Origin of the sequence: Comamonas sp. AG1104 (genome assembly GCF_003350425.1) — a bacterium.
Taxonomy (GTDB): Bacteria; Pseudomonadota; Gammaproteobacteria; order Burkholderiales; family Burkholderiaceae_C; genus Comamonas; species Comamonas testosteroni.
Map to the genome: position 1 here is coordinate 642,662 of NZ_QQAS01000002.1, position 24,254 is coordinate 666,915.

A 24,254-nucleotide genomic window follows, 5' to 3' on the forward strand; every position below is an offset into this window, starting at 1 on the left:
CCGAACCCTAGAAAGAGGTATTGCTTTGAACGATTTCGCCGCCACTGCAACCCGTTGGGCCGTCCGCATCATGCTGATGCTGGTGGGCCTGGTGTTCTTCCTGTGCCTGATGGCCGTGGCCTGCCTCATCGCCCTGGCCTGGGGCGTGCGCGCCCTGTGGGCCAGGCTCACGGGCCAGCCCGTGGTGCCCATGAGCATGGGCGCCATGAGTCCTTTTGCCGGCTGGCAGACGGTGTACCGCTCGGGGGCCGAGTGGATGGCGCAATCGTCGGGCAATGCCGATGCCAAAAAGGATGGGCGTGAAACCCGCGGGCGCCGCGGCGTTCTGCCCGGTACCGGCGATGTGACCGATGTGCAGCCGCGCGAGGTCCATGAGTCCTGATAGAGCTGCGAGCTGATCGCCAACAAAGAGCCTGCGCTTGTATGTGTCAGGCTCTTTTTTTACGCGGTACTTACCTCGCTTGCGCTGAAGTAAGGACGAATTCAAATTCTTCGAGGGCACAATGGCAAAAAAGACACCTGAGCAAAAAGCTGCCGAGGAGCGCCGCTACATTGCAGCCTGCGGCGCTGCCAACGTGCAAGAGCTGGAGCCTTTCCTGACGGACCCCAATCAAGCCATCCGGGCGACTGCCGCGATGAATCCAGATGCGGATGCAGAGATTCTTGACCGCTTTGCAGATGACAAGTTCTGGGGCGTGCGCATGGAAGTCGTTCGCCACGCCAATGTCGGCGAAGCCACGCTGCGCCGCCTGCTGGAATCCAGCCTTCCCAAGCGTGGCGTGGTGCACCATGCCGCGCGTGCCAGGCTGGAAGAGCGCGGCATTGCATTTGGTGCAGATGGCATGCCGCTGGAGATGTCTGTATGAGGGGAAGCTGGTCCGATTACAGGTGCTGGCTTGGGTAAGAATGAAAACGAGTGAGCAGAGGTTTTGAAGACAGGCATGAACTACATGGACTTGCATCGCATTTTTGACTTGCAATACCAAGCCAGCCGCGCGCAGGTTGATGTACCTGTGCTGGTGCGCCGCGAGCGTTTGCTGCGCCTGCAGAAGATGCTGGATGAGAATGGCGAGCAGCTTTGTGCCGCAGTGCAGCAGGACTTTGGTGTGCGCTCCGAGCGCTGGACCGAAATGCTGGATCTGATGCTGGTGCGCAATATGCTCCGGCACACGCTCAAGCATCTGCCCAAGTGGTGCAAGCGTCAGCGCGTGCGCACGCCGCTGATGCTGCAGCCAGGCAAGGCCTGGGTGGAGCGCCAGCCTCTGGGTGTGGTGGGCATCATCTCGCCCTGGAACTATCCGCTGCAGCTATCGCTGGCGCCGGCCATCACGGCTTTGGCGGCGGGCAACCGCGTGATGCTCAAGCCCAGCGAGCTGACGCCGCATACCTCGGCAAAAATTGGCGAGCTGGTCGCCCAGTTCTTTGCACCCGAAGAGTTCTGCGTGATCGAGGGGGACGTGGCCGTGGCCACGCAGTTCTCGGGACTGCAATTCGACCATCTGCTGTTCACCGGCTCCACGGCCGTGGGGCGGCGTGTGGCGCAAGCCGCAGCCGTGCACCTGACGCCGACCACGCTGGAGCTCGGGGGCAAGTCGCCCTGCATCATTGCGCAGGACTGCGATATGCAGGCCGCTGCGCTCAAGGTGGCCTATGGCAAGCTGGTCAATGCCGGGCAGACCTGCATCGCTCCCGACTATGTGCTGCTGCCGCGCGGCAAGGAGCAGGAGTTTGCCGAGGCCTATCAGGCGGCGGTGCAGCAACTGTACCCGCGCATCTCGGGCAACCCGGATTACACGGCCATCATCAGCAAGCGCCATCTGGCACGGCTCAAGCAGATGCTGCGCCAGGCGCAAAGCCTGGGAGCGCAGGTGCACTGGATGCATGAAGCGGCTGCCCCCGCAGCGGACGGCGACACCACGGCCTGGGGCGAGGCCGTGGAGCGGCAGTTCGCTCCGGCTCTGGTGTTCGGCGCCACGGGCGAGATGCAGCTGATGCAGGAAGAGATCTTCGGCCCCATCCTGCCTGTGATTTCCTACGAGCATATCGAAGACGTGATCAATGCCATCAACGCCAGCCCGCGCCCGCTGGCGCTGTACTGGTTTGGCAACGACGAGGCCGAGCGCAATGCGGTGTTGATGCGCACCGTCAGCGGAGGCGTCTGCGTGAACGACACCTTGCTGCATGTGGCACATGAGAACTTGCCGTTCGGCGGTGTCGGCGACAGCGGCTGGGGTGCCTATCACGCAGAGCAGGGCTTTTTGCGCTTTGTGCACCAGAAGGCGGTTTTCGTGCAGTCGCGCTGGGCGGCGACTTCCCTGCTGTACCCGCCGTTCGGGGAAAAATTCGATCGGGTGATGGACCTAATGCGACGCTGGCTCTGAAATTTCTTGGCCGTCGCACAGGGATTGAGCGCTTCGGTGCTGTCGTGAGCGCTTGCCAGATTGTCATCAAATGTGACGCAAACCATTGATGGTTGCGGGCTTGCTGCTCTGCTTAGTGGAGCGCATAGCACATAGATTGCGCCATAGCAAGAAATTGCGAACAGCCGCAGTTGAGCAAATGGCTAACCACTGCACCGCGTGCCAAAACTCTGAATCTGTAGACAATTACGCCCTTCTATTCTTACATGTTTCCGCCCCGGTTTTTCCATGTCTAGTATCCAGGTCCGTCCCGCTACTCTTCGCGATGCAAAAGCGATTGCCCAGATCCATACTGCTTCCGCACTGGAGGCTTATCGAGGTCTGGTTCCCGATGATCAACTGAAGGCCATGTCCTCGGTTGAAAAGCGCCAGGCTTACTGGCGCGAAGCTATTGAATACTGTGAGCCACAGGTCCAGGTCGCCATCGACGGCGACAAGATCGTTGGCTTTGTCGGCTTTGACCGCTCCCGCGATGAAAAATCCCGCCAGACCACCGGCGAGATCTGGGCCATCTATGCTGCCCCTTCCCACTGGAATCAAGGTGTTGGCGTCGCCCTGTGGGACGCCGCCCGTGATGGTCTGCTGGAAGAAGGTTGCACCAATGTGACCGCCTGGATTCCGCTGCGCAATGAGCGTGCCCTGCGTTTCCATGAAATGGCAGGCTTCAAGCGTGAAATGTCCACGGCCAAGACGGCTGTGATCGGCAGCATCAAGATTGAAGAAGTGCGCGTCAAGCGTCCTCTGAACGGCTGATCACAGCGTTCAACACTCACTGAAAGACAGGCCGTGACGTCTCCCAACAGCAAGCTCGCGGCCTCAGTCTGCGCTCCCGCATCTGCTTTCGACCTGCTGCAATGGCAGGAGCAAGCCCAGGCCCATACGGCTTTGTGGCGCAGCGAAAGCAGCTTGCCCAAGCCACGCCGCATCGAAGTTGCCGATGACACCATGCCCGCTGATACGGCGTTTCGCCATATCAGCGAAGGTGCGTCGCTGCTGTGGCGCGGTGATTTTCAGAATGCGCGTCAGCTGTTGCTGGCGCTGGGTCGTCGGCTGGACAAGAAGTCGCGTCGCAAGAGCCCGGCAAAGAGCACTGCTGCATCAGGCTTTCCCCACGCTTTTCATCTGTATCGCCAGTCCCAGGCACAGCGTGCACGCATGCTGGGCAGCATTCTGATCGAGCTGGATATGCAATGGCATTGCGCCTTGCGCCGGGCTCCGGACTGGAGCCTGGCCTGCTCTGAGGCCTGGGGTGCCGTTTCGGCCGAAGCACATGCGCAGTCCGTACTGGTGCCGCTGCGCGATCTGCTGGGTGTGGTCGGCGCCCATGAATGGCGCAAGAAGGGGGTGGAGATTCCCGCCCTGGATGGCGCCCGCATTCATGCGCACTACGGTGTTTTCTCGCCCGTGCGCGGTGAGTATCTCGATCTGGTGGCGCGTGCGAGCATTCCCGCTGCCGGTCTTCAGCAGGCCTGGGATATTGGTGTCGGCACGGGCGTGCTCTCGGCATTGCTGCTCAAGCGTGGCGTGAAGTCGGTGGTCGCCACCGATACCAGCGAGCGTGCGCTGGCCTGTGCCGCCGAGAATCTGCAGCGTCTGGGTCATGCTTCCCGAGTGGAGCTGCAGCGTGCCGATCTGTTTGCGCAAGGGCAGGCCGGCCTGATCGTCTGCAACCCGCCGTGGCTGCCGGGCAAGGCAGCATCGGTGCTCGATCAGGCCATTTATGACGAAGACAGCCGCATGCTGCGCGGCTTTCTGCAAGGGCTGGCAGCGCACCTGCTGCCAGGCGGCGAAGGCTGGCTCATCCTGTCGGACCTGGCCGAGCATCTGAAGCTGCGCACGCGTGACGAGCTGCTGGGCTGGATTGAAGCGGCCGGCCTCAAGGTGCTGGGGCGCGAGGATGTCCGCCCGCACCATGGCAAGGTACAGGACCGCGAGGACCCCTTGCACACTGCGCGCGCGGCCGAAGTGACCTCGCTCTGGCGTCTGGCTGCTGCCGGCTGATCGCCGTATCGACGGCTGCTGGCCTACCAGAAAGCTAGGCCGGTGCGCCTTGCAGTTCCTGATTGGATGGATCGGCGGTTTCGCCATGCGCCAGCAGGGCAGCCAGCCTCTCGCGCAGCGACTGGGCGCGCTCTTCGCCAGCATATTCCTGTACTGCCGCCAACAGGCTGATGCCGGCGCTGCGCAGACTGTTCAGGTCTCTGGCCTCGCGCAGCTGGGTGCGCAATGTCTGGGCCAGGGCCTCGTGGCGGTTGGCAAACAGGCGCTCGCACATATCGAATAGATACATGCGCGTGCCCGCCATATTGATGGCCGGCAACGCGCTGGCGGTTTGCTCGGCTGGCGCCAGGGCCGGTGCGGCAGGGCTTTGGCCGAGGGTGGCGAGAGCCGCCGCAGGGTGAAGGGCCATGCCGCGCTCCCTGGGGGCGCTGGATGAAGTCACCAGCTGGAGATATCCCTGCTCCACCAATTGCTGGGCCAGTGCGGCATGATCGCTGCCCAGCATGGCGGAAAGTTCTTCCATGCTCTTGCCGCCGGCCAGCAACAGCAGGGAGCGTGCGCGCTGCGGCAGCTGGCGTGATCCGGGCTGAAGTTCCTCCTGGGCCTTGGCGGTTTTCTGCAAAATCATGGCTGGTTCTGTCTGGCGCATTACAAGTGCGGATGCGCTATTGCATGAGTTGACGATGACAGTGGTGTGAATCTGCGCCAATTCGCAGTGGATCGGCCAGTCATTACTGCCCAAGCTTGCCAATTGCTTCTGAATTAATAGCTGCTGGCGTTTTCTGAATAAGCGCTACAGGTCAATCTGATTTGAATCTGAAATGAGACTGCTGCTCGCGCCCATGGAAGGGCTGCTGGATTTTGTGCTGCGCGATGTGCTGACCCGGGTGGGCGGCGCGGATCGCTGCGTGTCCGAATTCATTCGCATCAGCGGCTCGCTGCTGCCGGACAAGGTCTATCTGCGTACCATGCCCGAGCTGCGCAACGGCAGCAGGACGCTGGCCGGCGTGCCGGTGCGGGCGCAACTGCTGGGTTCCGACCCCGTTAGCATGGCCGAGAATGCGGCCAATCTGGCGCGTCTGGGACCCGAGGGCATCGATCTGAATTTCGGCTGCCCGGCCAAGGTGGTCAACCGCCATGGCGGTGGCGCATCGCTACTGCAGGACCCCATGCAGATTGCCCGCGTGGTCGAAGCCGTGCGCAAGGCGGTCCCGGCGCAGCTGCCGGTATCGGCCAAGATGCGGCTGGGTTTCAACGACCGTGCGCTGATGACCGAGTGCGCCCAGGCCATGGAGCAGGGTGGTGCCTGTGAGATCGTTGTTCATGCGCGCACCAAGCTGGACGGCTATCGCCCCCCTGCCTACTGGGAAGAGATTCCGCGCATCCGTGAGGCGGTGGGTGTGAATGTGGTGGCCAATGGCGAGATCTGGACTGTGGAAGAGGCCTTGCGCTGCCGCGAAGTTTCAGGCTGCGAGGATCTGATGCTGGGGCGCGGCATTGTGGCTGACCCGGGTCTGGCACTGGCTGTGCGCCGCGCCGTGGGGCAGGGCAGTGGCGCGGCGGCCGCTGGCATTGACTGGCTGGCGCTGGTGCCCCAGCTGCAGCGTTTTTGGCATATGGTGTGCGAGGATCTGGAGCCGCGCCAGCGTGCGGGCCGCCTCAAGCAGTGGCTCAATCTCATGCGCAGGCGCTTTCCCGAGGCCGAGCTGGCTTATCAGGAAGTGCGCACCCAGACCGATCAGCGCGCCATCAGCGACTGGGTGCAGGCGCTGCCACTGCGCGATCTGCAGCAGGAATGGGCCTGGCCGCAAACCACATCTAAAGCAGACTGTCCGGAGCCAGAGGCCCGAGCAACTGCAGCATAAGCCGCAGACCCAGGCTGGCATCGGGCTCCGAGTAGGAGTCCGCCAGCCCGCTGTCCTGAGGCGCACGCCAGACCAGTTGTCCCTTGGGATCCAGGTCCACCCGCCAGCTGTTTTCGGGCAGGCTTTCATCGATGCTGTCGCCAGCCAGCTGGCTGAAGCGGCGGCTGGCGATGAGCACGGCGATCTCGGTGTTCTGCAGGCGTGAGCGCATATCCAGATTCATGGAGCCCACGGCGACCAGACGCCCGTCGATGACCAGCAGCTTGGTGTGCAGCATGGCCCGCGAAGCCCCGGCGCTGCCCCCGCTGGAGCCTGTGGTGCCTGCGCGCAATGCCGAGCGTACATTGGCCGCTTCGCTGCGCATCTCATGCAGCTCTATGCCCATCTCCAGCAGAGCCTTGCGGTGACGCGCATAGCCGGCATGGGCCAGCGGTGCATCGTTGGAGGCCAGCGAATTGGTCAGTATCCGGATGCGGACACCTTTGCTGCGCGCGGTGCGAAAGGCGTCCATGATCTCCTGCCCCGGCACGAAGTAGGGCGAAACCACCAGCAAGTCCTGCTTGGCGGAGCGGATCAGAGCCAGCAGACCATCGACCACCGAGTCGGCATTCAGCGCCGGTGCGGCGGAGGGGGGTGGACTGGAGGCTTCGTCTGCCTTGAGCACGGCTGCCCCGGCGGGCTCGCTGGCGGCGGATCGTTCTGCTCCTTCGACGGGGATCTTGGTCGGGCTGTCCGCCAGCACCATGGCCTGGGCCCAGATCCACGGGATCTGGTTCAGATTTAGGGAGCCGTTCTCGGGGTCAGCGGCGCCTTGGGCTGGTTCGGCTTTGCCGCTGGCGTCTTCCTGGTCAAACTGCGTCTTGAGCTTGAGCAAGTCCGGCTCACTGATCAGCGACTGCACGGGGTAGGCGCGCACATTGTTCCAGTAGCGGTCAAAGCTGAGCGACAGGTCTTTGACGATGGGGCCGGCGGCCAGAACATCGAGGTCGACAAAATTGCCCACATTGGAGGCGTCAAAGTAGGCGTCGCCCAGATTGCGTCCGCCAATCACGGCCAGGGTGTTGTCGGCCACGAACAGCTTGTTGTGCATGCGCTGCTGGGCGCGCTGAAAGTCGGTCAGCAGCGTCCATGCCCGGCCGATGGTGGAGGCACGCGAGCCGGCCAGCGGATTGAACATGCGCATCTCCACATTGGGCACAAAAGCCAGGCGCATGACCTGCGCGTCCGGCCCCGTGCTGTGGAAGTCGTCCAGCAGTACGCGTACGCGCACGCCGCGCCGGGCCGCCTGCACGACCGCGCGCAGCAGTCGCCCGGTGCTTTGGTCTGCATGGATGGCGTAGTACTGCAGATCCAGCGTCTTCTGTGCGTTTTCCACCAGCGCCATGCGGCTGCTGAGGGCATGCCTGGGGCCGGAGATCAAGGCAAAAGCCGAGGCATCTGGCTTTGCCCTGGCCGGGCGAGCCTGAGAGACGAACAGGCCCAGCTCGGTGCTTTGGGGCTGGCTCAGTGCGGTGCTGACGGGGCGCTCCACATCCTTGGGTAGCGACGCTGCGCAACCCGTGAGCAGCAACGCGATAAAAGCGCCGGCAAGCAGTGTCAGACACTTTGGCCGCCGCAACGGCTGCAGTCGTGACGATGTGGAGATAGAAGCCGTCATTGCTGCTTTGTAACCCATGATGACTGAGTGCACATGTCGGACACAGACTGCGCTAGAACTGCTCTCGGCCCTGGACTCTGGCAACAATGCGCAGGTCCGGTCCCAGGCGAGCGACATCATGGAGCACCAGTGGCAGACCTTGGTCCAGGCTGTCGAGCGGGCCGAAGTTGGCAATACCCATGGCTCCCGTGCCCAGCAGTTTTGGGGCCTGATAGAAGAGGAACTCATCGACCAGGCCTTCGCGAATCAGGGAGCCGTTGAGTTTGAAGCCCGCTTCCACATGCAGCTCATTCGTGCCGCGCTGGGCCAGATCCCGCAGCATGGCCGCCAGATCGACCTTGCCCGCTGCATTCGGCATAGCAATAACCGTAGCGCCTAGCGCTTGCAGTTGCTCGATCTTGGATTGATTTGTGCTGCAGGTGTATATAAAGCAACCGCTAGATGCTTTCAAAACATGAGCATCCAGCGGGATGTCCAGCTTGCTGTCCACCACGGCAATGCGTGGCTGGCGTGGCGTGTCTACATCCCGCACATTCAGGCGCGGATTGTCTTCAAGCACCGTGCCTATGCCGGTCAGAATCGTGCAGGCACGGGCACGCCAGACATGTCCGTCGGCCCGGGCGGCCGCCGAGGTGATCCATTGGCTTTGGCCGTTGTGCAAGGCCGTGACGCCATCCAGCGAGCTGGCAGCCTTCATGCGCACCCAGGGCGTGCTGCGAATCATGCGGCTGAAAAAGCCGATATTGAGTTCGCGTGATTCAGCTCCGCCGGGGCCTATCTCTACATCGACACCCGCGGCGCGCAGCCGCTCGAAACCCTGGCCGGCCACCTGCGGATTGGGATCCGTCAGCGCGCCCACCACCTTGCCGATGCCGGCTGAGATCAAGGCGTCGCAGCAGGGGCCGGTGCGGCCATGGTGCGAGCAGGGCTCCAGCGTCACATAGGCCGTGGCTCCACGCACATCGTTGCCTTTGGCTGCAGCATCGCGCAAAGCCATCACCTCGGCGTGCGGGCCGCCGGCCTGCTGGGTAAAGCCCTGGCCGATGATGCGCTCCGAGGCATCGACGATCACGCAGCCAACGCGCGGGTTGGGTGAAGAAAGAAAAAGCGCCTGAGCAGCCTGCTCAAGCGCTTTGTTCATGAAGTGGGCAGAGGGTGTCATGCCCAGGATGGTAATGCAGAGGTGCCAGGCTTACTTGGTCCAGCAGTCCGAGGCTGTGGTGCTGCTTGCCACATTGTCAGCACTCTTGACCCCTGTGTTGCTGAGCGTGAAGTCTCCGCACTTGTCCGTTGCCTGAGCTCCCGGGTTTTTGCGTTTGGCGATCAAAGTGTAGGCGGCAGTGGAGCTGGCTTTCATTTCGATCTGGTAGCGCTTGCTGGAGTCGGCGGACCAGGACAGGTTGGCGGGTAGCACCTTGGTGAGGTCTGCATTGGTTGGATATGCCCCGGTTGCCGTGGCTGCGCGCTCCATCCATAGCTGGGCTTGTAGCAGGCCGGCGCGTGCGTCGGCTCTGTGGCCGCGGCGAACATATTCGGTATAGCTGGGATAGGCAATGGCACTGAGAACGCCAACGACTGCCACCACAATCATCAGCTCGATCAGCGTGAAGCCTTTTTGCTGGTTCTTCTGCATTATCAGTTTCTCCTCGTGAAGCGCGCAGTCATCAACGCAGCTGACGCCAGCTGGGGCGCAGCGACTGCTCAGGCATGCGGGCCAGCATTTCCTTGTTGGTCTTGGCATCGAAGTCTGCGATCTTGTTTTTCTGGGTGATTAGCGTGTGGGAGCCTTTGCTTACCTTGACGCGCGACACATTCAGATCCAGCGAGTTGTAGAGACCGTCGTTGTTTTTATCAACGATCTGAACCGACGGACGAAGCCCATCCATGATGTTGATGAAGGTGCGGTACTGGCGCTCTTCATCCACGGTGCTGGAGTCGCAACTTTCGACGTTGGGATCGACGTCTGTGCCCTTGGCTGGAACCTGAGAGTAAATGGCCAGGATATTACTGCCGTCATAAAACTCCATGGGCTTGAGCTGACGCTCGCCGACTGCAGGCAAATCCAGATACCAGCCGTTGTAGTTCGCCCAGGTGCTGGCGCTGAGTTTGTTGTCGTCATTGCTGGCGCCCACGGTTCCAAACTGGCCGTTGTCGAGCTCCGTAATGGTTTGCTGTGCCAGCTGAGCAGTCACGACACCGGTTCCAAGGGCTCTGGGAACGGGAATGCAACTGCCGTTGGGCGTCGTGCAAGTAGAGCTGCCACTGTTGACCTGCAGGCGTGGGCCGAGGCTGGTGCTGACAAGGTTGTAGCGGGTGTTGTCCAGCACGGAGTAGATGGTCTGCACTGTTCTATCGGTTTCGTCGGCCTTGGTGACATTGCGGCCGGTCCCGAAGGCTACCATCATGCCGCCAATCGCCACGGTCTTCCTGTCGGTGCCTGAACCGATGGTCATCTTTCTGTCGTTGGCGCGAACCGTAGGCGGGGCGGTGATAGGCTGGGCAATAGTTCGGGCGCTGTTGAGGGACGCCGGACCAGTTGCCGTGAACAGTGGCAAGCCTGCAAGCGCAACTCCCCAGTTGCTGGCGTCTGCGCTGGTCAGATCAAACTTCCACATATTGCCCTGGTTGTCTCCTGCGTAGGCGACATCCGGCAAGCCGTCTCCGTTGATGTCCACGAGGCGTGGAGCGCTCAAGCCGTTGTCGTTGGCCTTGCCTGTGCCAGCTGCTTCGGCGGTGACGGGGATGCGCTTGAGCTCCATGGCACCATCCAGATACTGAATCAGCAGCACGGGGCGCTGATTGCTGCTGTTGTAGCCATTCCCAAGCACGACTGCCCAGCGGTTGTTGTTCATGCGCGTGATCTGTGTGGTGCGCATGGGATTGTTCTCGTCAGCAACCGGGGGGGCGGTGATATTGCCGATATCTCTGTCTTCGGCCACTGCCGCCACGCAGGCTGTTGCTTCTGTGGCGCTGATGCCCGTCAATGCGCAGTTGGGTATGCTGGCGCCCATGGCGGAATCAGTGCTTCGCGTACGGTCCAGCTTGACCAGGCTAGGGGCGGTGGTAGTGGCAAAATCGGCTGGATCTGTCACGTCCAGCACGAAATAGCCCTTGCCTCCGGCGCCTAGAGCCCCGACCAGCAAGGTGCGCCAGTTGGGCGTGGTGCTGGTGCCTAGGTCTACGTCGCCGGTCATGGGAGAGCCGTCCACAAAGTGACGGTGCTTTTGGTTGTAGGTGGGGTCGGTCAGGCGTCCCAGGCTGGGAATCACGCCTTGAGGAACATAGGCAATCTTCTCGGCGCCAGTCCCTGCGGTAAAGCCATGCAGCATGCCGTCGTTACCTCCGGCGTAAATCATCGCGGTCCGGTTTGCTTTGGCACGAGTGAAGTCTGCATAGCCCTTCAAGGGGTAGTTGCTGGAGGGAATACCGGTGAACCAGATGATGGAATTGACGATGTCGCCCTGAATGCTCCTGCGTTCGCGAAACGGTCTTGCCGTCGTATAGCCTGTGGTTTCCGAGCCTTCGAGAGAGCGATCACCGCGCAGGAAGTTCAGGCGTTGCTGCCCTTTTGTCGCCCCCTCGTCGGTTCCGCTCCCGTCAGATTTTTTCTGCAGCCATAGCTTTTGCGAGGTACTCAGATAGGTTTCATCGCCTGCCCATTTGAAAAACACGCCTCCCTTGTAGTTGTTGGTGCTTTCCCATTTATCACTCCAGCTGAGGACGACCCGGTCGCTCACGGTCATGGCATCCAACTTGTCTGCTGTATTTTGACCAGACCATCCCGGATTCGCGACCGCAGTTCCATCGGTTCTGATGGTGTCGGCCTTGATGAAGCCCTTCCAGCCGTTTTTGGGTTCGTAGTTGCCGGTGTATTTGCCCACGTCATAGCGGGTGTTGTTGGACCCGCTGGTGGCGGTGGATGTCAAATCAGGGTCGGTCTGGGTATTGATCTGCTGGAAAATCTCGCGAAAGGCCTTTGTCAGGTCTTCACCCTTTTCAACCGCGTAAAAGCGGCCGCGACCATTCAGGGCGGAATGCCACAAATCAAGCGCGTTATTGCTTTCCGTATTGGAAGTCAGCTGCGGCCATGATTTGGTGCCTGTCACCAAAGCCGGAAAATCACCGTCATAGCCAAAGGGGACCATGTTGGTGGGGGTTTGAATGTCGGCATTCCACGTGTAGGACATGGCACTGAAGCCGATGGTGTAGGTCACCATATGTGGCCAGGTGGCCGGGTTGTAGCGTGGATTCCAGAAGCGCTCCAGAATGGCATTCTTGTTCGCAGAGTCTTTGCCGAAGTTTTCTGTCTGGGTGGCTTTGTCGTAATCGGTCGTCGGTTGTATCGTGCCTTTCAATCCATTGACCCCATTGGGGTCGGTGGCTGTCTGCAGTCGGGTGCCCCAGCTCTTGAACGACCAGTCTGCCAGCGTATTGCTATAGGTGTCCGCGTACAGCTGATTTTTTGGTCTGAGACTTGCAGTTCTGCTTCCGTAGACCGTGCCGTCGGGAAGTGTGATGTCCTTTGTGTTGTCGTCCTGCGAGCCGCCCGATGCCGTTCCATTCCAGCGTCCATCGGTCATGAAGATATGGTAGTTGCGGCGACAGCCCAGATAAGGCGCCGCCGTTTCTCCAGGGTCCGATGCCCAGGGCCCGTTTTTGTTCAGACTCGCCCGCATGTATTCATCAGCCTGGCTGAACATCCTGTGGGATGGTGTTCCGCTGCTGGGGTAGAGTCTGTCGATAAAGGTCAGGAAGTCTGTTCGGTGGTTGCCGGCCAGCACCTGCATGGAGTTGGTTGCCAGTGTAGGGGCGGTGTTTGACGAGCCTGGAAGCGAGCTGGGGGTGCCGTTGTTCGCATTCATGGTTTGCCATGCCAGGCGTATTTTTCGGTCCGGCAGCAAAGTGCTGTCGTATTTGATGTGAGTGGGGTCGAAAATGGACTGAAGCGAATACTTCAGCACATTCATTCGGCGGCTTGTGCTTGGCCAGGAACCATCAGAACTCGGGGTTGTGCCATTGGTTGCTCCTGATGAGCTTTCTCGGTCCAGGCGATAGTTCATGCTGCCAGAGTCATCAATCGAAATAATGACATTCGGCATGACATAAGGCTGCAGCGTGCCCGGTGGCGCTTGAACCAAGTCAACAGCGAATGCTGTCTGATGTGCAATGACCAATCCGATGGCTGCGGGAACTATTTTTTTTCGAAAATGATGAGGAATATTATTTTGCACGGCTTTCACCTTTTAGGTAATCGCGAAAGTTCTTTGAATGAGTTAGTCTTTTAGCTTCTGGCGTGCATATGTTTGCTGCAATACAACCATGGTGGTAGGTTTGCGGCCATAAGCAAGCGCCGTAATTCTGTAGACAATATTGGGTGTTAAGTTAAGCGCAAGAATATTGTTGGGGTTTATGGCGCCAGTGCCTGTGCTATTCACAAGAACGCCGGAATTCTTGCTGCTATCGTCATAGGGGAGAATTTCGATCCAGTACCAGGCCCCTTGGTTGGCGGCACTTCTGTCTCGCAATATGGCGCTTGCCGGACTATCATCATCTCCGATTGCGGCGCCTGTGAATTGACCATAGCGTGCGCCGACAGGCGTGGTGGTGCCTGTCTGTACGTCGGTCATTTGTGTCAGGGTAATGCCCTTGGTCGAATCTGTGTTGTTCCAGAAGTCCTGCTTGTCTTTGATGTCAGGACGATCGGCGCGCTTGATGCAAATCCCGTTTTTGCATTTCGGCGCCGTGCTGGCAATCTTGGTGGGGTCTGCGAGGTCCGCCAGAAGAGCGCCAACCTCTTGTGCTTCTAGCGGGATCTTTTGTGCAGTCGTGCGTCGGCATATATTTCCGTCGCTGTCATTGGGTGTGCAAAAGCTGCCGTCTGCATTTTCTCCACGAATATCGAGTTCGGCATCTTGCAAGATGGCCTGTGCCGCCTCGAAGGCTCGCTGGTAATCGGCATCATTGCCGACGATCAACTCATTGAACAGCGATGTGCGAGATGCCCACAGGGCCAGCAACATGGAGAGCATGACAAAGATGATCACAATGAATAGTGATATACCTCGTTGTTTTCTTTGTCGGGGAATTTTGAATGTATTCATGATATTCAGCTGACGGTAGCCAGCCCCTGGCTACGCAGCTGGTAGATGTTGCGAAAAACCATATGTGCTCGCCGCGTACGCGGGGCAGCCAATGTATTCATGGTGACGGATGTAGTGTTGTCGCAGTCCAGGTAGGTGGTGTTGTCCGGCATATCAATGGCTTCATTGCCATAAAGCACCAGACATATTTCCACGCCGACAACTTGCGGCCAAGCGCTTGCCACAGTAGCTGCATCGACATAGCTGATCTGCGGGGATCCACTGGATGCCGATGTCTGCAGCAAATATCGCACTTGAAAATTAGCGACATTCTGAATAATGGGCTGTGAGTTTCCTGATGCGCCCACGCAGCGCAATTCATTATTTGTGGAATTGAGCGAGAACCGGCTTTGAATCAAATTTTCATTGGGTGATTGGCCGAGACAATCGCGCAGCATGGATGCAGGATTTGTCGATGTATATACCGGCTCTTTATAGTTGCGATAACCCAAGGTGAGCTTGTATTCATTGGTGCCGGGGCTGTCCATACCGCTGATGGTATTGACAGCGGGATCGAAATCTGTGGCTTTGGTCTCAAAGGCTACCGGATCCGACATATCGATATCGGCTCCTTCTGACTTCTGTGAGGCTAGATTCAGTTTCAAGGAACCGGCCTGGCGGAGCTGTTGCCCGATGACGCGAAAGGCGTATGCCGCTTGTTGCTGCAGCATGCTGCTATCGCTGACCGTGCCGGTAACGCCTCTTGAGACCATCAGCGCACCCATGGCGACGGCTATCGTCAGAAGTCCGATGACGATGCCGACGAGTAGTTCAATCAGAGTCACGCCGCGCTGGGGCTGGCTTCTCGCGATGCTGGAGACTTTCATAGGGATACGTCAGGTTCCGGGGCAGAAAAACAAAGGTGCACTATTGCCTGCACGAAAGTCAGGTGCGCAGCGTGCACTGACCGGTATGTATTGAAGATGGCAAGTGAAGTTGGCGGGGCAGGAGGTGGGGTCTTTGGTGCCAATGCTGCCGTCACCCTTGATGCTGGCTCCGGTGTTGATGGCGTCCTTGTAGGCCTTTTGGGCAGCGTCGCTTGCAAAGTCCTCGCGCTCGTTTTCCCGCCAGCGTATGAGCACGCCCAATTGCCGACGGTTGGTGATGCTGTTGGCGTCACCGTCAGCAAGGGCCAGGAAGGTGGCTGCATTGCCAAGCGGGAGCGAGCGCTCCACCAAACGTTTCCATTCCTTGAGGTCGTACTCGGCCAACTCAGCCTGAGTGCAGGTAGTGCTGCCAACACATTTTTTGGTCGCCGCAGTGGTTGGCGGTGTGGCGGTCCAGCCCGTGACGTAGGTGTTGATGCCGCTCAGTGCATTGGGATTTACCTTCATGCGCTCGCTGAGGTCTTCAATCAAACGGATGGCCTGAGCGCGGCGCATGCTGGTCTGGGTGTCGGTCAGCGTGCGCATTTGTACGCCGAGGATGCCGAGGATGCCCAGTGCGGCAACGACGATGGCAATCAACGATTCCAGCAAAGTGATGCCTCGCTGTTTGCCGATTTGGCGAGTGTGATTCAGTTGGTGCATGGCACGTCTTTTTGTTCAATGACTCGAATTCGTCCGCCCGAAGACATGCAAATGCCTTTGGTGGCGGCAGAGGCTATTCCGGCAGGCTGAGGTGCTATCGTGAAGCCGATCAAATTGGCACCATCCATCATTCCCCAGCGGTCGACACGGATGGTGGCGCCTGATTTGGTTCTGGTGACGGTTACTTTGGTTGGGGGTTCATAGCGCTGGATTTCCTCTCCACTGTTCCAGCGCCTGTTGCCATTGCTGTCCACGAAGACGACCCAGCCGCAATCCCAGTCCTGGGTGGTTCCGTCGGTGACGCAGCCAACAGTGGTTCGGGGAAGCTTTTCCAGATATACGTTGCCGCCGCGCTTGATAGCTTCTGAGCGGGCGAACATCAGGCTGGATTTCATGATCTCCACGGCCTCCATGACGCGCCAGCGCTCAAAAATAAAGTTGAAGCTGGGCACTGCAATGGCGCTGAGGACTGCGGCTATGGCAACGGTCACTATCAGCTCAATGGAAGTGAATCCGTAACTGCTCAAGACGGGGTGGCGAGATGCGGGGCGTTGTTGAAGCAGGGGTACATGCAGACTCCTCGTTGAGGGCGGGCCTGTGCCACAGCCCAATGATCCTGTTCGCTTGGTTAACTGCATGAGCCGGTTGCAGATTCGAGTCGCTTGATACGCCCGCTGCTGTTGATGCAGATTGAGGATGCGTTGGCAGCACTGCCATTCTTGGGGGTCAGTCGAAAAGCGAAATCGATGGCAGCATTCGTGCTTGAGAATCTTCCCCAGCGGTCAACCTTGATCGGGTCGGTCAGCTTGGCATCGCTGGTATTGGTGAACTGCACGCTTACCTTGTTAGGGGCAGGCGCGGTCTGCAATGTGTCTTCGTTGTTATCCTGCGCGCCGTTACTGTTCAAGTCGGCAAACACAATCCAGCCGCAGCTCCAGAGGCTGGTGTCTGTGCCCACTGCTGTGCAGCCTCCGCCATCACCGCTGCGTAAAATAGTCACATTGCCGCCGCGCTTGATGGCTTCGGAGCGCGCAAAGTAAAACGTGGACTGCAACTCCTCGGATGCCTGGCGCACTCGCCAGCGTTCAATGATTGGATTGAAGCTGGGTGCGGCAATGCCGGCCAAAACGGCCAGAATGGCAACCGTGACCATGAGTTCAATGGCGGTGAAGCCTCTGGAAAAATGGCGACGAATGAGGGGCAGGTTGAGCATGCTGGCATATTACGTTTCGTTGCGTGCCGAATGCTTTGTGACTGGATGAGTGGTCTTGATGGGGAGATCGGTGGTTGTTTTCAGCGGCGGCGGCCGGAAGGTGGGTAGGCATACCCGGCGCATGCCCCGGAGTTGGGTCTTCCCTGGCATTCCCGATACAGCCGTCTATCGCGTTCGGCTGTAGTTTCTTCCGAGCTGCTCCGGGTGTTCTGGATCTTGACCTTGCTGCTTTGCTTCTTGGCTGCTTTGGGCTTGCGTTGGCCTGCATTGGCTGCGAGTGCTGGCTGATCTGCGAGTGCGAAGACCATGAGGGCCGCAGTGCAGAGGCTGGCAAATGAATAGCGTCGAGGAAAGCTGGTCATTTCAGATCCCTGGCTGGAGGTGATGGGCGCATTGTCCGAGCCTTGCTCAGGAGCGGGCAAGCGGGTTTGCCAGCCTTGGTCTTGTGCCTAGTCGTGCTATTGCATGGGGGATAAATCGCCTCTTGATATAATCGCCGGGTTTTGCATGGTGCAAGACGCACGCTGAGGCCTTTCCAGTCTTGGCGCAAGTAACCAAGGTGCTCCCCGCTGAGTGCCAAATCCTAAGGAAAACAAAATGATCGCTGCCGATAAGAAGGCTGAAGTTGTCAAGGCCAATGCTCGTTCCGAAAACGACACTGGTAGCCCCGAAGTGCAAGTGGCTCTGCTGACAGCTCGCATCAACGAACTGACTCCCCACTTCAAGGCTAACGCCAAGGACCACCACGGTCGTCGCGGTCTGCTGCGCATGGTGAGCCGTCGCCGCAAGCTGCTGGACTACCTGAAGTCCAAGGACGCTGACCGCTACACAGCACTGATCGCCAAGCTGGGCCTGCGCAAGTAAGCACAGTGAAAGATCGAAACGCCTGAGTTAGATTGCCTAGCTCAGGCGTTTTTTACTTCGGAGTTCGCAAAACAGAGCGAAGCTGTGTCATTCCAGTGCTGCACTATTTGTAGCACGTAGCGCAGCACTGGAATGGCATCGTGTTCTGTTTGCACTCCAAATCAAGGCTGGATGAGCGCATCCAGCTATTCATAAAGGAGTCAATATGACCATGTTCAACAAAGTTACCAAGACTTTCCAGTGGGGCCAGCATACGGTCACCATGGAAACCGGCGAAATCGCCCGCCAGGCCTCCGGCGCCGTGCTGGTCAACATCGACGACACCGTGGTGCTGGCCACTGTCGTGGGTTCCAAGATCGCCAAGGCCGGCCAGGACTTCTTCCCTCTGACCGTTGACTACATCGAGAAGACCTATGCCGCCGGCAAGATCCCCGGCAGCTTCTTCAAGCGCGAAGCCAAACCTTCCGAGCTGGAGACTCTGACCTCGCGTCTGATCGACCGTCCCATCCGTCCCCTGTTCCCCGAAGGCTTCTACAACGACGTGCATGTGGTCATCCACACCATTTCGCTGAACCCCGAAGTCGACGCCGACATCGCTGCCATGATTGCTGTCTCCGCTGCCCTGGCAGTGTCGGGCCTGCCTTTCAACGGCCCTATCGGTGCAGCCCGTGTGGGTTACATCAATGGCGAATACGTGCTGAACCCCGGTCAGACCCTGCGCAAGGATTCGCAGATGGATCTGGTCGTTGCCGGTACCGAATCCGCCGTGCTGATGGTGGAATCCGAAGCCCTGCAACTGCCTGAAGAAGTGATGCTGGGCGCCGTGGTGTTCGGCCACGAGCAAGGCAAGATCGCTATTGACGCCATCCATGACCTGGTGCGTGAAGGCGGCAAGCCCGCATGGGACTGGACTGCTCCTGCCAAGGACGAAGCGCTGATCGCCAAGGTGGTCGAGCTGGGCGAAGCCAAGCTGCGCGCCGCTTACCAGGAGCGCAACAAGCAGGTGCGTACCCTGGCTTGCCGCACAGCCTACGCCGACGTCAAGGCTGCCTTGACCGAGCAAGGCGTGGCGTTCGACGGCGTCAAGGTTGAAGGCATGCTGTTCGATATCGAAGCCGGCATCGTGCGTTCGCAGATCCTGGCGGGAGAGCCCCGTATCGACGGCCGCGACACCCGTACCGTGCGTCCCATCGAGATCCGCAACTCCGTGCTGCCCCGCACTCACGGCTCCGCGCTGTTCACGCGTGGTGAAACCCAGGCCCTGGTGATCTCCACTCTGGGTACCGAGCGCGACGCTCAGAAGATCGACGCGCTGGCTGGCGAGTTCGAAGACCGCTTCCTGTTCCACTACAACATGCCTCCCTTTGCCACCGGCGAAGTGGGCCGCATGGGTTCGACCAAGCGCCGTGAAATCGGCCACGGCCGTCTGGCCAAGCGCGCTCTGGCCGCTTGCCTGCCGACCAAGGAAGAGTTCCCCTACACCATCCGCGTGGTGTCGGAAATCACCGAGTCCAACGGTTCCTCATCCATGGCTTCGGTCTGCGGCGGCTGCCTGTCCATGATGGACGCCGGCGTGCCCATGAAGGCGCATGTGGCCGGTATCGCCATGGGTCTGATCAAGGAAGACAACAAGTTCGCCGTGCTGACCGACATCCTGGGTGACGAAGATCACCTGGGTGACATGGACTTCAAGGTGGCCGGTACCACCAACGGTATCACTGCCCTGCAGATGGACATCAAGATCCAGGGCATCACTAAGGAAATCATGCAAGTCGCCCTGGCTCAGGCCAAGGAAGCGCGCATGCACATCCTGGGCAAGATGCAGGAAGCCATGGGCGAAGCCAAGACTGAAGTCTCCAGCTTCGCGCCCAAGCTCTACACCATGAAGATCAACCCCGAGAAGATCCGTGACGTGATCGGCAAGGGCGGTGCCACCATCCGTGCGCTGACCGAAGAGACCGGCACCCAGATCAACATCGAGGAAGACGGCACCATCACCATCGCCGCCACCGACGGCGCCAAGGCCGAAGCCGCCAAGCTGCGCATCGAGCAGATCACGGCCGAAGTCGAGATCGGCAAGATCTACGAAGGTCCCATCGTCAAGATCCTGGAATTCGGTGCCCTGGTCAATCTGCTGCCCGGCAAGGACGGTCTGCTGCACATCAGCCAGATCGCTCACGAGCGCGTGGAAAAGGTCACCGACTATCTGCAAGAAGGTCAAGTGGTGAAGGTCAAGGTTCTGGAGACCGACGACAAGGGTCGTGTCAAGCTGTCCATGAAGGCGCTGACCGAGCGTCCCGCCGGCATGCCCGAGCGCGAGCCCCGCGAGCCGCGTGAACCCCGTGGCGATCGCGAGTACCGCGAACGTGCTCCCCGTCAGAATCGCGAACCCCGCGAGAACCGCGAGCCGCGCGAAAGCCGCGCAGCCGCTGACGAGCAGCAGCAACAGCAGCAGTAATGGCTGAGCAGGAGTCCGCCGTGAGGCGGTCTCCTGTTTTGTCGTTTGCTGGTTGATCCTGATTTTGTAGCTGCCAGCGTTTTTTTTCGTAAGCGCTTGAGCCTGATTTCTTAGATGAAGCAAAGCCTGACTATGGAAGCCAACACAATGCGAGCGGTGGAAATCACCAGCTATGGTGCGCCAGACGTGCTGCGCATGGGTGTACGTCCCATGCCGGTGGCGGCCGAGGGGGAGGTGCTGATTCGCGTTGCCGCAAGCGGCATCAATCGCCCTGATGTGCTGCAGCGCAAAGGTCATTACGCACCGCCTGCCGGAGCCTCCGATCTTCCGGGGCTGGAGGTGGCGGGTGTGATCGTGGCGGGCGACGAGGCGGCCATGGCCAAGGCGGGCTTCAAGCTTGGCGACCGCGTCTGCGCGCTGGTGGCCGGTGGCGGCTATGCGAGCTTCTGCGCTGCGCCCGTGGACCAGTGCCTGCCGGTGCCTGCGGGCTTCAGCGACGTGCAGGCGGCTGCCTTGCCCGAGACCTTTTTCACGGTCTGGAGCAATGTGTTTGACCGGGGGGCTCTGCAGCCCGGCGAAACCTTGCTGGTGCAGGGCGGCAGCAGCGGCATTGGCGTGACGGCGATTCAGCTGGCCAAGGCCTGGGGCGCGACGGTCATTGTCACGGCAGGCAGTGATGCCAAGTGTGATGACTGCCTCAAGCTCGGTGCCGATCACGCCATCAACTACAAGACGCAGGATTTTGCGGCAGAAGTGCAGCGCATCACGGCGGGCGAGGGCGTCAACGTCATCCTCGACATGGTCGCCGGCAGCTATGTGGCGCGCGAAGTCCAATGCCTGGCTCCTGATGGCCGTCTGGTCATCATCGCGGTGCAGGGCGGCGTCAAGGCCGAGTTCGATGCCGGTCTGGTGCTGCGCAAGCGACTGACCGTGACCGGCTCCACGTTGCGCCCGCGCTCCGTGGCCTTCAAGGCGGCGATCGCCGAGGCGCTCAAGCGCAATGTCTGGCCTCTGCTGGAGTCCGGCAAGGTGCGCCCGGCCATCTATCGTGAATTCGATGCTGCTGATGCGGCGCAGGCTCATGCGCTGATGGAATCCAGCCAGCACACCGGAAAAATCGTTTTGACTTGGGAAACATGAAGCAAAAACTCATTGTTGGCAACTGGAAGATGAACGGCAGCCTGGCTGCCAATGCCGCTTTGCTGCAGGCCATCAAGCAGGGCTTGCCTGCTGACAACAAGGCGGCTGTGGCTGTGGCTGCTCCTGCGCCCTATCTGGCTCAGGTCCAGGCGGAACTTGCGGGTGCCGCCATTGGTGTGGGCGCGCAGGATGTGTCCCAGCACGAGCAGGGTGCATTCACGGGCGAGGTTTCGGCCGCCATGCTCAAGGAGTTCGGCGTGCGCTATGCGCTGGTCGGTCACTCCGAGCGTCGTCAGTATCATGGCGAGACCGATGCCGTGGTGGCTGGCAAGGCTCAGGCCGCGCTGGCCAAGGGCATCACGCCCATAGTCTGCGTGGGCGAGACCCTGGCGGAGCGTGAGGCAGGTCAGACCGAGGCGGTGGTCAAGCGTCAGCTGGCAGCCGTGATTCATCAGGTCGGCCACTGTGTGAGCGAGCTGGTCGTTGCCTATGAGCCTGTCTGGGCCATAGGCACCGGCAAGACTGCCACTCCCGAGCAGGCCCAGCAGGTGCATGCCGTGCTGCGGGCGCAGCTGGCGGCGGCCAGCGACAAGGCTGATCGCGTGCCCCTGCTTTATGGCGGCAGCATGAATGCAGGCAATGCGGCGCAGCTGCTGGCTCAGGCCGATATTGACGGCGGCCTGATCGGTGGCGCGGCTCTCAAGGCTCCGGATTTCCTCACCATTATTGCGGCAGCGCAATAATTCGTCTGCGCCGCACTTCGGTGCGGTGCGCAATGATTCAGACTTTTAGGTTTTGATATGAACGTCTTTTCCAGCGTCATTCTCGCGGTCCAGATGCTGGCCGCTCTGGGCATGATCGGCCTCATCCTCATGCAGCACGGCAAGGGTGCCGATATGGGGGCTTCCTTTGGCAGTGGTTCGTCGGGCAGCCTGTTTGGCGCCTCGGGCAGTGCCAACTTCCTGTCGCGTTCCACGGCGGCTCTGGCCACGGTGTTCTTTGTTGCGACATTGGCACTGGCTTATCTGGGCAATGCCCGTCCGGTGAGCTCGGGCAGCGTGCTTGAGGGCGCTCCTGTGTCGGCTCCTGCGCCTGCTGCCTCCGTGCCGCCTGCAACTACTGGTGATGCCGCCGTGCCTCCTGCTGCTCCTGCAGAGGGTGCAGCCCAGATCCCAACAAAATAATTTGAGAAAATCCTGAAGAACCCCGAAGAGTGGGGTTTTTCAGGCTAGAATCTAGGGATTGTCTGGGGATCAGAATCTTTGCAATGAAGGTTCCAGAGATTGCCGGACTTTGAGACGAAGCCGTCGTGGTGGAATTGGTAGACACGCTATCTTGAGGGGGTAGTGGCGAAAGCTGTGCGAGTTCGAGTCTCGCCGACGGCACCAACACATAACTAAAAACCTGCCCTGCTGATCAGGCAGTGATCGGTGAGGCATGTTTTCATAACAAGGCCCACTCGATGAACATCGATCAGTACCTTCCCGTTCTTCTGTTCATTCTTATTGGCATGGCTGTGGGTGTTGTACCCCTGGTGCTCGGCTACGTGCTGGGTCCAAACCGCCCTGATGCTGCCAAGAACTCCCCCTACGAATGCGGTTTCGAGGCGTTTGAAGACGCTCGAATGAAGTTTGATGTGCGCTACTACCTGGTCGCCATCCTGTTCATTCTGTTCGACTTGGAAATCGCATTTCTGCTGCCCTGGGCTGTCGCACTCAAAGATGTCGGCGGCGTGGGTTTTGTTGCTGTCCTGATTTTCCTGGCCATTCTGGTCGTGGGCTTTGCCTACGAGTGGAAAAAAGGCGCCCTGGATTGGGAATAAGCAGCTTTTCTGAGGAAACACGATGATCGAAGGCGTGATGAAGGAAGGCTTCGTCACCACCAGTTATGACACGGTGGTGAACTGGGCCAAGACAGGGTCGATCTGGCCCATGACGTTTGGCCTGGCCTGCTGTGCGGTGGAGATGATGCACGCAGCTGCTGCCCGCTATGACATCGGTCGCTTCGGCTCCGAAGTGTTCCGTGCCAGCCCCCGCCACTCTGACCTGATGATTGTTGCCGGTACGCTGTGCAACAAGATGGCTCCCGCGATGCGCAAGGTCTATGACCAGATGTCCGAGCCGCGCTGGGTCATCTCCATGGGCTCCTGTGCCAATGGTGGTGGTTATTATCACTACAGCTACTCGGTGGTGCGCGGTTGCGATCGCATTGTTCCCGTCGACGTCTATGTGCCTGGTTGCCCTCCGACAGCGGAAGCGCTGATCTACGGCATCATCCAGCTGCAGCAGAAGATTCGTCGTACCCACACCATCGCTCGCGTTTAAAGGGCTGAGATGACTGCAATTGCTATTCACCCCGAAAAGCTTCGGGATGTGGTTACTGCTGCCTTGGGTGACAAGGTGCGCTCTGTCACTCTGGCCTATGGCGAAGTGACGGTGGAGGTATCCGCTGACAAGTATCTGGACGTGATGCAGATTCTGCGCAATGGTCCGGATTGCCAGTTCGAGATGCTGCTGGATCTGTGCGGCGTGGACTACTCCACTTATGCGGAAGTCGGCAAGGACGGTCCGCGTTTTGCCGTTGTATCCCACCTGATGTCCCTGACGCTGAACCAGCGCCTGCGTGTGCGTGTGTACTGCGCGGATGACGACTTCCCCGTGGTGGCCTCGATCAACCCCATCTGGAACTCGGCCAACTGGTTCGAGCGCGAAGCCTTCGATCTGTTCGGCATTGTGTTCGAAGGTCACGAAGACCTGCGTCGCATCCTGACCGACTATGGCTTCATCGGCCATCCGTTCCGCAAGGATTTCCCTCTGTCCGGCCACGTGGAAATGCGCTACGACGCCGAACAGCAACGTGTGGTGTACCAGCCCGTCACGATCGAGCCGCGCGAAATCACGCCGCGCATCATTCGTGAAGAAAACTACGGCGGAGGCCTGCACTAAAGGCGCACGTCGCCTTTTGACG

24 protein-coding genes and 1 tRNA gene are annotated in these 24,254 nt (G+C 59.7%); 15 read left to right on the forward strand and 10 right to left on the reverse strand.

The genetic code is table 11. The annotated features are described in order from the left end of the window. Positions 1–25 precede the first annotated feature (25 nt). The 5 genes from DFO48_RS07580 (at position 26) to DFO48_RS07600 (ending at position 4,421) form a co-directional block, all read left to right on the forward strand. Complete coding sequence (locus DFO48_RS07580; protein ID WP_003057863.1) at positions 26–382, forward strand: hypothetical protein; 357 nt, start codon at positions 26–28, stop codon at positions 380–382. Positions 383–503: 121 nt separating this feature from the next. Continuing rightward, positions 504–866, forward strand: coding sequence for a hypothetical protein (locus DFO48_RS07585; RefSeq protein ID WP_003076538.1), 363 nt, complete (start codon positions 504–506; stop codon positions 864–866). A 75-nt stretch (positions 867–941) separates the two neighbouring features. Further along, the gene (locus DFO48_RS07590; protein ID WP_114863008.1) at positions 942–2,381 is read left to right on the forward strand and encodes a coniferyl aldehyde dehydrogenase; all 1,440 of its coding nucleotides are present in this window, start codon (positions 942–944) and stop codon (positions 2,379–2,381) included. A 267-nt stretch (positions 2,382–2,648) separates the two neighbouring features. Next, entirely contained in the window at positions 2,649–3,173 is a 525-nt protein-coding gene (locus DFO48_RS07595; RefSeq protein ID WP_034348967.1) for a GNAT family N-acetyltransferase, read from the forward strand. A gap of 33 nt (positions 3,174–3,206) precedes the next feature. Beyond that, positions 3,207–4,421 carry a class I SAM-dependent methyltransferase gene (locus tag DFO48_RS07600; protein ID WP_114863009.1) on the forward strand — a complete coding sequence of 405 codons (1,215 nt, stop codon included), beginning with the start codon at positions 3,207–3,209 and terminating at the stop codon, positions 4,419–4,421. Between the two features lie 34 nt (positions 4,422–4,455). Here the strand turns inward: DFO48_RS07600 and DFO48_RS07605 are convergent, their stop codons facing one another. Then, on the reverse strand, positions 4,456–5,070 hold the full coding sequence (locus DFO48_RS07605; protein ID WP_114863010.1) for a hypothetical protein: 615 nt from the start codon (positions 5,068–5,070) through the stop codon (positions 4,456–4,458). A gap of 172 nt (positions 5,071–5,242) precedes the next feature. Here DFO48_RS07605 and DFO48_RS07610 point away from each other — a divergent pair, with 172 nt between their 5' ends. Beyond that, entirely contained in the window at positions 5,243–6,286 is a 1,044-nt protein-coding gene (locus DFO48_RS07610) for a tRNA-dihydrouridine synthase (protein ID WP_114863011.1), read from the forward strand. On the opposite strand, the gene DFO48_RS07615 is transcribed toward DFO48_RS07610, so the two are convergent. From DFO48_RS07615 to DFO48_RS07655, 9 genes are all read right to left on the reverse strand, one after another. After that, positions 6,240–7,943, reverse strand: coding sequence for a phosphatidylserine/phosphatidylglycerophosphate/cardiolipin synthase family protein (locus DFO48_RS07615; RefSeq protein ID WP_233506346.1), 1,704 nt, complete (start codon positions 7,941–7,943; stop codon positions 6,240–6,242). The genes DFO48_RS07610 and DFO48_RS07615 overlap by 47 nt on opposite strands. Before the next feature lie 52 nt (positions 7,944–7,995). Beyond that, positions 7,996–9,105 carry a bifunctional diaminohydroxyphosphoribosylaminopyrimidine deaminase/5-amino-6-(5-phosphoribosylamino)uracil reductase RibD gene (ribD, locus tag DFO48_RS07620; RefSeq protein WP_114863012.1) on the reverse strand — a complete coding sequence of 370 codons (1,110 nt, stop codon included), beginning with the start codon at positions 9,103–9,105 and terminating at the stop codon, positions 7,996–7,998. A 30-nt stretch (positions 9,106–9,135) separates the two neighbouring features. Continuing rightward, on the reverse strand, positions 9,136–9,576 hold the full coding sequence (locus tag DFO48_RS07625; RefSeq protein WP_114863013.1) for a type IV pilin protein: 441 nt from the start codon (positions 9,574–9,576) through the stop codon (positions 9,136–9,138). Between the two features lie 31 nt (positions 9,577–9,607). Further along, positions 9,608–12,910 carry a pilus assembly protein gene (locus DFO48_RS07630; protein WP_233506347.1) on the reverse strand — a complete coding sequence of 1,101 codons (3,303 nt, stop codon included), beginning with the start codon at positions 12,908–12,910 and terminating at the stop codon, positions 9,608–9,610. 306 nt (positions 12,911–13,216) lie between these two features. After that, on the reverse strand, positions 13,217–14,044 hold the full coding sequence (locus DFO48_RS07635; RefSeq protein ID WP_034348957.1) for a PilX N-terminal domain-containing pilus assembly protein: 828 nt from the start codon (positions 14,042–14,044) through the stop codon (positions 13,217–13,219). 5 nt (positions 14,045–14,049) lie between these two features. Beyond that, on the reverse strand, positions 14,050–14,910 hold the full coding sequence (locus tag DFO48_RS07640; RefSeq protein WP_003076518.1) for a PilW family protein: 861 nt from the start codon (positions 14,908–14,910) through the stop codon (positions 14,050–14,052). A 9-nt stretch (positions 14,911–14,919) separates the two neighbouring features. Further along, entirely contained in the window at positions 14,920–15,612 is a 693-nt protein-coding gene (pilV, locus tag DFO48_RS07645; protein ID WP_003076516.1) for a type IV pilus modification protein PilV, read from the reverse strand. After that, positions 15,600–16,103: a GspH/FimT family protein gene (locus DFO48_RS07650; protein WP_003076514.1), complete on the reverse strand. Its 504-nt coding sequence runs from the start codon at positions 16,101–16,103 to the stop codon at positions 15,600–15,602. Before DFO48_RS07650 ends, pilV begins: the two co-directional genes overlap by 13 nt. 137 nt (positions 16,104–16,240) lie before the next feature. Beyond that, entirely contained in the window at positions 16,241–16,825 is a 585-nt protein-coding gene (locus DFO48_RS07655; protein ID WP_003076513.1) for a GspH/FimT family pseudopilin, read from the reverse strand. 597 nt (positions 16,826–17,422) lie between these two features. Here DFO48_RS07655 and rpsO point away from each other — a divergent pair. From rpsO to DFO48_RS07705, 9 genes are all read left to right on the forward strand, one after another. Next, positions 17,423–17,689 carry a 30S ribosomal protein S15 gene (gene rpsO / locus DFO48_RS07665; protein ID WP_003057844.1) on the forward strand — a complete coding sequence of 89 codons (267 nt, stop codon included), beginning with the start codon at positions 17,423–17,425 and terminating at the stop codon, positions 17,687–17,689. A gap of 205 nt (positions 17,690–17,894) precedes the next feature. Continuing rightward, entirely contained in the window at positions 17,895–20,147 is a 2,253-nt protein-coding gene (gene pnp / locus DFO48_RS07670; RefSeq protein WP_114863014.1) for a polyribonucleotide nucleotidyltransferase, read from the forward strand. A gap of 132 nt (positions 20,148–20,279) precedes the next feature. Next, positions 20,280–21,287 carry an NAD(P)H-quinone oxidoreductase gene (locus DFO48_RS07675; RefSeq protein WP_034349079.1) on the forward strand — a complete coding sequence of 336 codons (1,008 nt, stop codon included), beginning with the start codon at positions 20,280–20,282 and terminating at the stop codon, positions 21,285–21,287. Then, on the forward strand, positions 21,284–22,030 hold the full coding sequence (gene tpiA / locus DFO48_RS07680; protein ID WP_114863015.1) for a triose-phosphate isomerase: 747 nt from the start codon (positions 21,284–21,286) through the stop codon (positions 22,028–22,030). Before DFO48_RS07675 ends, tpiA begins: the two co-directional genes overlap by 4 nt. A gap of 57 nt (positions 22,031–22,087) precedes the next feature. Further along, positions 22,088–22,471, forward strand: coding sequence for a preprotein translocase subunit SecG (gene secG, locus DFO48_RS07685; RefSeq protein WP_114863016.1), 384 nt, complete (start codon positions 22,088–22,090; stop codon positions 22,469–22,471). Positions 22,472–22,590: 119 nt separating this feature from the next. Continuing rightward, positions 22,591–22,675, forward strand: a tRNA-Leu gene (locus DFO48_RS07690). 74 nt (positions 22,676–22,749) lie between these two features. Then, entirely contained in the window at positions 22,750–23,109 is a 360-nt protein-coding gene (locus DFO48_RS07695; protein WP_003064381.1) for an NADH-quinone oxidoreductase subunit A, read from the forward strand. Between the two features lie 22 nt (positions 23,110–23,131). Beyond that, positions 23,132–23,611: an NADH-quinone oxidoreductase subunit B family protein gene (locus DFO48_RS07700; protein WP_003057832.1), complete on the forward strand. Its 480-nt coding sequence runs from the start codon at positions 23,132–23,134 to the stop codon at positions 23,609–23,611. A 9-nt stretch (positions 23,612–23,620) separates the two neighbouring features. Then, on the forward strand, positions 23,621–24,232 hold the full coding sequence (locus DFO48_RS07705; RefSeq protein WP_114863017.1) for an NADH-quinone oxidoreductase subunit C: 612 nt from the start codon (positions 23,621–23,623) through the stop codon (positions 24,230–24,232). Positions 24,233–24,254: the final 22 nt, after the last annotated feature.